The sequence below is a fragment of the Acinetobacter lwoffii genome, from assembly GCF_049367455.1.
Lineage (GTDB): Bacteria > Pseudomonadota > Gammaproteobacteria > Pseudomonadales > Moraxellaceae > Acinetobacter > Acinetobacter lwoffii_W.
In genome coordinates, this window is sequence record NZ_JBMPXW010000011.1 from 259664 (window position 1) to 267733 (window position 8070).

The following is an 8070-nucleotide window of genomic DNA, read 5'->3' on the forward strand; positions in this document are numbered from 1 at the left end:
TATTCTCCAAACGTTCTATTTCATTCTTCTCATGACCTCAGGCATACTGCGGTCATGAATACGCTGCCTGACTTAAGCCAACTGACCCATGAACAACTGCTGGAATTCACCAGGCAGTTGGCGCTGCAGCATCAGTCTCTAGCACAATCAAACCAACAATTGGATGCCAAAGTTCAACATCTTTCTATTCTCAATCAAAAATACGAGCATGAACTGGCGCTGTTTAAAAAGCACAAATTCGCCCAAAAGAATGAACACTTAACGGCAAAACAAATCCATCTGTGGGATGAAGCGGTTGAAGAAGATATTGCCGCGGTTGATCTAGAACTGGAACGGCTAAATGCAGATAAAACCAATGCAGCGACACAGAAAGCCAAAACCAATAAACCTAAACGTCGACCACTGCCAGATCATCTACACACCATCCGTATTGAGCATGAACCTGCATCAACCCAATGTGCTTGTGGCTGCCAACTCCGTCGTATCGGCGAAGATGTCAGTGAAAAACTGCATTTCAGACCGGCACAGTTCTATAAGGAACAGCATGTGCGTGGTAAATGGGTCTGTGATCAGTGTGACACTCTAACTCAGCAAGCGATGCCCGCCTATGTGATTGATAAAGGCATTGCTTCACCTGAATTGCTCAGCCATGTGCTGGTATCGAAGTATGCCGATCATTTGCCGCTGTACCGTCAGCGCCTGATCTATCAGCGGGCTGGCATTGATCTGTCCAGATCCACTTTATCTGACTGGATAGGTCGCTGCGGTGTAGAACTGGAACCTCTGGCCAATGCCTTAAAAGAGGTGGTGCTGCAACAGCGGGTGCTGCATGCAGATGAAACACCGGTCACCATCATGCGGATGGGTGAGAATAATAAAAAACCGAAGAAAGGTTATGTCTGGGCCTATGCCACCACACAGTATAATCCAGTTCAGGCGGTGATCTATGACTTTCAGGATAGTCGTTCAGGCCAGCATGCTGAAGAGTTCTTGAAAGGCTGGCAGGGCTATCTAGTCTGTGATGATTACAGTGGTTATAAAGCACGTTTTAAATCAGGCCAGGTGATTGAGGTGGGGTGCATGGCCCATGCACGTCGTAAATTCCATGAACTGCATGTAACTGGGAAAAGTCAGGTTGCTGAACAGGCCTTAGTGCTGATTCAGAAACTGTATGCGATAGAAGCAGAACTCAGGAAAAAGACCGATGGTACAGCGGAAGACCGCCGCGAATACCGACAACAGCATAGTCAACCAGTGATGCAACAACTATATGAATGGCTCAACCAACATCATCTGACAGTGCCATCGAGTTCTCCCACCGCCAAGGCTATCAATTACACTCTGAAGCGTTGGCCAGCCTTAAGCCGCTATCTGGATGATGGCAATCTACCGATATGCAACAATTGGGTAGAGAATCAGATGCGTCCCTGGGCGTTGGGACGCAAGAACTGGCTGTTTGCAGGTTCGCTGCGCAGTGGTCAGCGAGCGGCAAACATCATGACTTTAATCCAGTCAGCAAAGCTGAATGGCTTGGATCCGTATGCCTATTTAAGTGATGTGCTGAAAAGGTTACCGACACACAAAGTGACCCAAATTGAAGAATTGCTGCCGCACTGCTGGAAACCTAAATCGAATTAAAAAATAGGTATGGGATTCAGCGGACGCTTACAAATAAATTAAAGAAATTATGCTCCCAAAAGCGAACAATAAAGTAGTAATTAGAATTGAGTAAAATAAGCTATAAGCGGATATAGAAGGTAATATCCATAAAGCATCAAACGTAGAAAAGTAACCAAACTTATAAGTGCCAGCTAAAGCTATCAATATCAGTGGTATGGCAGCATAAAGCTCAAGAACTTTCTTTAATGAGAAAGAGTTATACAAAATATCCCCTACCTAAAAATGTAAGAATTACATACATCTCAAAAAGACACCGATTTAAGATGTCCTTTTATTTAATAAAAAATTTAAAAGAAATTTTCAGGATATAAGAATGAGGGAATATGTCTTCTAATCAATTGAGCCTGTGCAAGATACCCTCTAGTTTCTAGTTCTAATAAAAACACTGGCCAAGGTGGAATATTACTTTTATAGACATTAATTGAAGATGTAGACATGCCACCTCCTTGAGACGTAGACAGTCCACCATACTGGGACGTGGACAATCCGCCATACTGAGACGTAGACAATCCGCCATACTGAGACGTAGACAATCCGCCATACTGGGACGTAGACAATCCGCCATACTGAGACGTGGACATTCCACCATAATGGGACGTGGACATTCCGCCATACTGAGACGTGGACATTCCACCATATTGAGACGTGGACATTCCGCCATACTGAGATGTAGATAATCCACCATATTGGGAGGTACTTAAATTGCGTGGCCAAGTTCTTAAATTTGGTATTTCTGGTCGTGACATAGCTCTATAACTCTTAGATATTGATAATAAAAAATTTATTAGAGTACATTACTATTTTTAAACCATTTATTGTGTGCTGTTTAAAAAATACACGACAGATTATGTCTCATTAGGTTCTGTTGACATTTACTGTTCATAATTAACCCTATAAAGGTAGCCATAAAAATATACAGGCTAAAGCAACAGAACTTTGATAATTTCTTTTGAGCTTGTCATATCGAGTAGCTATTCCTCTAAATTGCTTTAATCTACAAAACATATTTTCAACTAAATGCCTGATTTTATATAAATACCAGTCCATATGGTCATTGTTCGATTGGCTATTTGTTTTCTTTGGTATATTCGCTTTAGTCCCTGTTTTCCTGATCTGTTCACGCAGTGGTTCTGAATCATAGCCTTTATCTGCACATACCACTTTTGTCTCTTTTAAATCTAATGTTGATATTAAATCAGGTGCAACTTTAACATCATGTGTGGTTCCATCGGTAATCACGAAATCAATAGGATTGCCATGTGCATCAACAATCAAATGTATTTTTGAGGAGTTTCCTCCTACACTTTTAGAAATAGATTGATTCGCTATACCGGCAGAATGTTGATGAGCACGTACATGAGAGCCATCAATAAAAATCCACTCCATATCGGGGCATGAGGCTAGTAATTTGAATAATCTAAGTAACTTACCGCTGCTTGACCAACGATTAAAACGTTTGAAAATAGAGTTTGAATGACCAAAACAGCAAGGAATATCTCGCCACGGACAGCCTGTTCTAATTCTATAGAGAATAGCTTCAATAAAATTGCGTAAATTTGAGTTGTGGTGAATGGATAAATTACGCAGAATAACTTTCAACTTTTGCCAGTGTTGATCTGTCAGCATGGTACGAGGCATAGCGAATAGTAAAATTGGGTTTGGCTATTTGATTTTACTACTTCGCTATTTTTTTAAGCTAAAAGTGTCAACACACCCTAATTAAATTTTATTATCTATTCTTTATCACATTTAACATAATGGCGGTTATACGAAATTCATATTTTAAACACATAAAAATCAAATACTTGTGTTATAGTGATAATGCTCGACGATGTCGAAAAGCTGACTTGGAAACAACTCGGCTTTTTTATGATCGTTTTTGATAGTTCTTGCCAATAATTTTGTTTAAAAAGTAATCAATTTTGAGATTTTTCAAATTTTATCAATGCCTCAATGTCCAAAATTATCCACATTTTTTGTGGATAAAATTTAGGCTATTTTGTACGTTTTGGCTCACATCAATCTCGGCCCTTTGCTGCTATCCGGAATGACTGGAATTTTACTATTATGAACTCATCGGGAACAGGAAGTTCCATATAAGAATAACAATAGATAAGCACAAGGACTGTAAGGTAGGACAGGAGTTATACCGAGCGAACCAATACGAAAAACCCCGGCAGGATGCCGGGGTTTTTTATTGCTTAGAATATCTATAACTGGGTATTGATCTGATAGCGTGTATTACGTCCACCACCTTCTAATTTAACGATACATTCTTTCTCAAGTAAGTCTGATAAGTGGCGAGTAGCCGTTGCCTTACTGACTTTAGCAACCTTTTGATATTGCGAAGCACTAATACCATGTTCAAAGCCATTTTCGCCACCGTCTAATAAACGATGTAGAACTTTACGTTGTTCTTCACCCAGGGCTAAATTTGAATATTTATGCCAAAATTGACTTTTAAACAATGTTCGACTGATCTGCGCTAAGGTTTTTTCAAGGCTTTCATTCAACGTGTCTAGAAACCAAATCAGCCAATCTGTGATATCAGAATCATTTTTTTGAGTTTGTTCTAATATCTCATAGTAACTTTTACGTTTATTTAATATCGCAGTAGACATTGCATACAAACGGATACTTTGCTCATCCATTTGAGCTAGAGCAAGGTCTGTAAGTGTACGTGTAATACGGCCATTACCATCATCAAAAGGATGTAGGGTAACAAACCATAAATGGGTAATGCCTGCACGTAACAGAGGATCAAGCAATGAATCATTCAGACTCTGATTAAACCACGCTATGAAGGTATGTAAGCGTTCTTCTAAGCCTTCTCTTGGCGGTGCTTCAAAATGCACTTTAGGGTAATCCAATCGACCTGAAACGACCTGCATAGGCTCTGATCCCCTCAGTTGACCAATGCGTAAACGTTGCATTGTCCAGTCGGGGTCATTGAAAAGCCAACGATGCCATTGCATGAGGCGCTCAACAGTCAGTGGTTGCTTAACATCGTTCAGCGCATCCAGCATGATATTGGCTAAACCTTCTGATCGATCTGAGCTTGGATAAGGCTGTTCAAGAGTGACACCCAAGCGTTGGGCTAAAGATGATCGCAATGAAAAAACATTGAGGGTTTCATTTTCAATTGCTGATGAAGCAACGAGATTGGCAAGTAGAGTATCTAGAGTGAATTGTTCTTTCGCTAAATCATGCTGACTTTGTCCAAGAAGAATTCCTATTTTTTGATGTATCTGTCTGGTTTTAGGTAAGATAGTTGAATCCTGCCATGTGAAATTTGTCCAGTTTTCTGCTTGCCAAATCCATTTCTGCATTTTCAATCTCTCTCATCTAAAATCTAAGATGAGTTAAATATAGCACAAATTCGACTCATATTGTGAGCCGAATTTGTACTGTTAATTAGCTCATTATTTATCGAGAACAGTTCTACTTGGGGCTTACATTTTGTGTTATTCACCAATTAAAATGTCTATGTGATAAACCATTTAAAATGTCCTGTTTTTAACCACAAGAGTCAAGCACAGGATTTAAATTTCTTTGTTCAATAACAGCTTTCTGAGCTTTACGACTCGGCATACTTTTCTTGAGACGGGAACGTTTATTCTGTTTCTCCAACTCTTCATGTTGTTGCTGGATATGCGCCAGAACTGAGCCTAATCTTTTATTCTCAACCACTTCATTCTGCTGTAGTCCAGCCAGTTTATTGAAGACGCTATAGTTGATCTTCCGTCCTTCATGCATGAGGGCCACAGTGCCATCCGGGTACTCCAGAAATGAAATGTATTGCCCAACAAGCTTATGATTCAGCTCTGTCGGTTCAAGCAGATAAATACACTTGTCATAGGTGATGGTTAGGTTCTTCGTGACCTTACGCGGTTCCTGCCAAGTGAATATATCCTCCAGCTCAGCATCAGATTCCGTTAAAGATCGATGTAAATTCTTCGAGTTTCTCGCACACTTGGCAAACTTCTGATTGAAGTGCTCAATGAAGCAGGGTAGCCATGCATTGGCTTCGGCAATTGAACTGATGCCTTCCAGACGCATCTCCTTGATCAAACGGTCTTGAAGGGTTCTATTCGCGCGTTCTACGCGACCTTTAGCCTGTGGTGAGTTGGCAAAGATAATATCAATATTTAACTCGTTCAGAATCCGCCCAAATTGCGTGATCTGGCTGTCTTTCCTGGATTTCTGATTAACTCTGAATACCGAATGTTTGTCGCTATAAAAGGCCAGAGGTTTGCCGTATTGTTCAATGTAGGCTCGGGTTGAAAGCATATAGTCGAAGGTGGTTTCCGCCTCACAGAAGCGTAGATGCAACAGCTTTCCAGTGGTATCATCGATATACACCAATAAACAGCACTTAGCAGCGCGTCCTTCGAACCAGTCATGATATGAGCCATCAATCTGGATCAGCTCACCGAAGCAATCCCGGTTATAACGTGGCTGATATGGACGTTTAAGGCGCTTGGATCGCGGAATCCAGAGGTCATTGGCCATCATCCAGCGCCGAACCGTTTCTACCGGGATATTCAGGTCAAATATGCTGCTGAGCTTCTCATGCGCCAAGGTAGGTCCAAAGCCCAGCAGATGTTCAGAAATAATGGAAAGACATTTTGATTTTAATAACTCATCATGGCGATGATGGCCAGGTTGACCACGACTAGCATGTGCCAGACCTGAAACACCGTCTTGATTGAGTTTCTGCAATAACCGGGTAATTTGACGAGTGGAAAGATTCAGGATTTCAGCAGCACGGACCTGGATAATACGATGATCTCGAACGTCTTGCAGAACTGCAAGACGTTGAATTTCCTTGTCAGACATAGTGATCAACATCTCTAATTTATATCCAGTCCATGATGGTAAAAACCATCATAAACTAGACATTTTTATTGGTGAGAATATAGACACTTTAAATGGTTTCTAACACACACTGATTTCGTATAATATTGATTATGTTAAATCCGATACACCTAACAATAACTTCATATCCTTCTTTCTTAAACCAAAATTCAATAACTTAAGTGATTTCTATTTTACTCATAAAATATGATATGTTGACCTTAAGAATACTTCATAAACTTTACTATGTTTGCTTTAAAAACAATTCATTTGGAAAAGAAAGTTTCAAACGAAAATCAAATTATTCTTTTGTTTGATCTGGATTCATCATGTCCATGTTTGTACCCAGTAATCCCTCCTAAAAACAATAGGACCTAAAAGTAGAATTTTCTCTTAAAGTATAGGCAGGAGATTCTGCATGAAAACATCTAAATTTACTGACAGTCAGATCATGTCCATTTTGAAACAGGCGGAGTCTGGCACACCTGTAGCCGCCCTTTGTCGTGAACACGGTATGAGTAACGCGACCTTCTATAAATGGCGTGCCAAATATGGCGGTATGGATACATCATTAATGGCAAAACTCAAAGAACTGGAAGCAGAAAATACCAGACTTAAAAAGATGTATGCTGAAGAACGCTTAAAGGCAGAGATCATTCAGGAAGCGATGGCAAAAAAGTGGTGAGGCCATCTTGCCGACGTAAGATGGCACAACAGGCAGTTGCCCACTATGCGATTAGCATTCGTTTGGCTTGCCGAGGATTTAGTATCAGTGAAACCTGCTACCGTTATCAATCCAAGTTAAACGATGACAATACATTAATTGCAGAACAGCTCATTGAGCTCACTGAAGAAAATACAGATTGGGGTTTTGGTCTGTGTTTCTCTTATCTACGTCATGTTGAAAACCATGTTTGGAATCATAAGCGTGTTTATCGCATTTACTGTGAGTTAGCACTGAATCTGCGCATTAAACCGAGAAGAAGACTAAAACGGCATGCACCAGAACCACTGAAAGAGCCGATCCGGGCAAATCAGGTCTGGTCACTGGATTTTATGCATGACCAGCTGATCGATAGTCGTAAGTTCCGATTGTTGAATGTGATTGATGATTACCGTCGAGAAGGTTTGACTATTGAAGCAGGATTCTCATTACCCACGATCAGGGTTATTCACACATTGAATCAGTTATTGGAATGGCGAGAAAAACTGTTAGTTATTCGGTGTGACAATGGCCCGGAGTTTATCAGTCACGAATTTGTACGCTGGGCAACTGAACAAGGTATTCGTATTGAATATATTCAACCAGGTAAACCACAGCAGAATGCGTATATTGAACGCTATAATCGGACTATACGTTATAGTTGGCTGAGCAAACATTTATTTGATACTTTGGATGAAGTACAAGATTATGCAACAAACTGGCTGTGGCATTACAACCATGAAAGACCACACCAAGCAAACAAAGGAAGGCCACCTCTAATGGCTGCTTAACCTCTACTTTTAACTTCGGTTATTAATGGGAGGATTACC

General features: G+C 40.5%; 5 protein-coding genes and 2 pseudogenes. 3 read left to right on the forward strand and 4 right to left on the reverse strand.

Features of this window, described 5'->3' with window-relative positions; translation table 11 throughout:
- Positions 1–54 precede the first annotated feature (54 nt).
- Positions 55–1638, forward strand: a complete 1584-nt coding sequence (locus ACO1B7_RS18360) for an IS66-like element ISAba25 family transposase (protein WP_005080957.1) — start codon at positions 55–57, stop codon at positions 1636–1638.
- Between the two features lie 415 nt (positions 1639–2053).
- On the opposite strand, the gene ACO1B7_RS18365 is transcribed toward ACO1B7_RS18360, so the two are convergent.
- From ACO1B7_RS18365 to ACO1B7_RS18380, 4 genes and pseudogenes are all read right to left on the reverse strand, one after another.
- Positions 2054–2365 (reverse strand): hypothetical protein, encoded by a 312-nt coding sequence (locus tag ACO1B7_RS18365; RefSeq protein ID WP_423090470.1) that lies wholly within the window; start codon positions 2363–2365, stop codon positions 2054–2056.
- 187 nt (positions 2366–2552) lie between these two features.
- Positions 2553–3318 (reverse strand): annotated as a pseudogene (locus ACO1B7_RS18370) (IS5-like element ISAba31 family transposase).
- A 572-nt stretch (positions 3319–3890) separates the two neighbouring features.
- Positions 3891–5009 (reverse strand): Fic family protein, encoded by a 1119-nt coding sequence (locus ACO1B7_RS18375; protein WP_180087649.1) that lies wholly within the window; start codon positions 5007–5009, stop codon positions 3891–3893.
- Positions 5010–5196: 187 nt separating this feature from the next.
- Entirely contained in the window at positions 5197–6531 is a 1335-nt protein-coding gene (locus tag ACO1B7_RS18380; protein WP_423090471.1) for an ISNCY family transposase, read from the reverse strand.
- Positions 6532–6783: 252 nt separating this feature from the next.
- On the opposite strand from ACO1B7_RS18380, the pseudogene ACO1B7_RS18385 reads away from it, so the two are divergent.
- Positions 6784–6891: pseudogene (locus ACO1B7_RS18385) on the forward strand (site-specific integrase); the annotation flags it as partial.
- Positions 6892–6955: 64 nt separating this feature from the next.
- Positions 6956–8031 (forward strand): IS3 family transposase gene (locus ACO1B7_RS18390; protein WP_115736950.1). Its coding sequence is split into 2 segments (ribosomal slippage): positions 6956–7208 and positions 7208–8031, totalling 1077 coding nucleotides; the frame shifts between segments, so codons are not numbered across the junction.
- Positions 8032–8070 lie beyond the last annotated feature (39 nt).

What these genes read in the sequence shown, in the direction of transcription:
- ACO1B7_RS18360 (WP_005080957.1), top strand. Translation starts at nt 55, where the DNA reads ATGAATACGCTGCCTGACTTAAGCCAACTGACCCATGAACAACTGCTG.
- ACO1B7_RS18365 (WP_423090470.1), bottom strand. Translation starts at nt 2,365, where the DNA reads ATGGTGGATTATCTACATCTCAGTATGGCGGAATGTCCACGTCTCAAT.
- ACO1B7_RS18375 (WP_180087649.1), bottom strand. Translation starts at nt 5,009, where the DNA reads ATGCAGAAATGGATTTGGCAAGCAGAAAACTGGACAAATTTCACATGG.
- ACO1B7_RS18380 (WP_423090471.1), bottom strand. Translation starts at nt 6,531, where the DNA reads ATGTTGATCACTATGTCTGACAAGGAAATTCAACGTCTTGCAGTTCTG.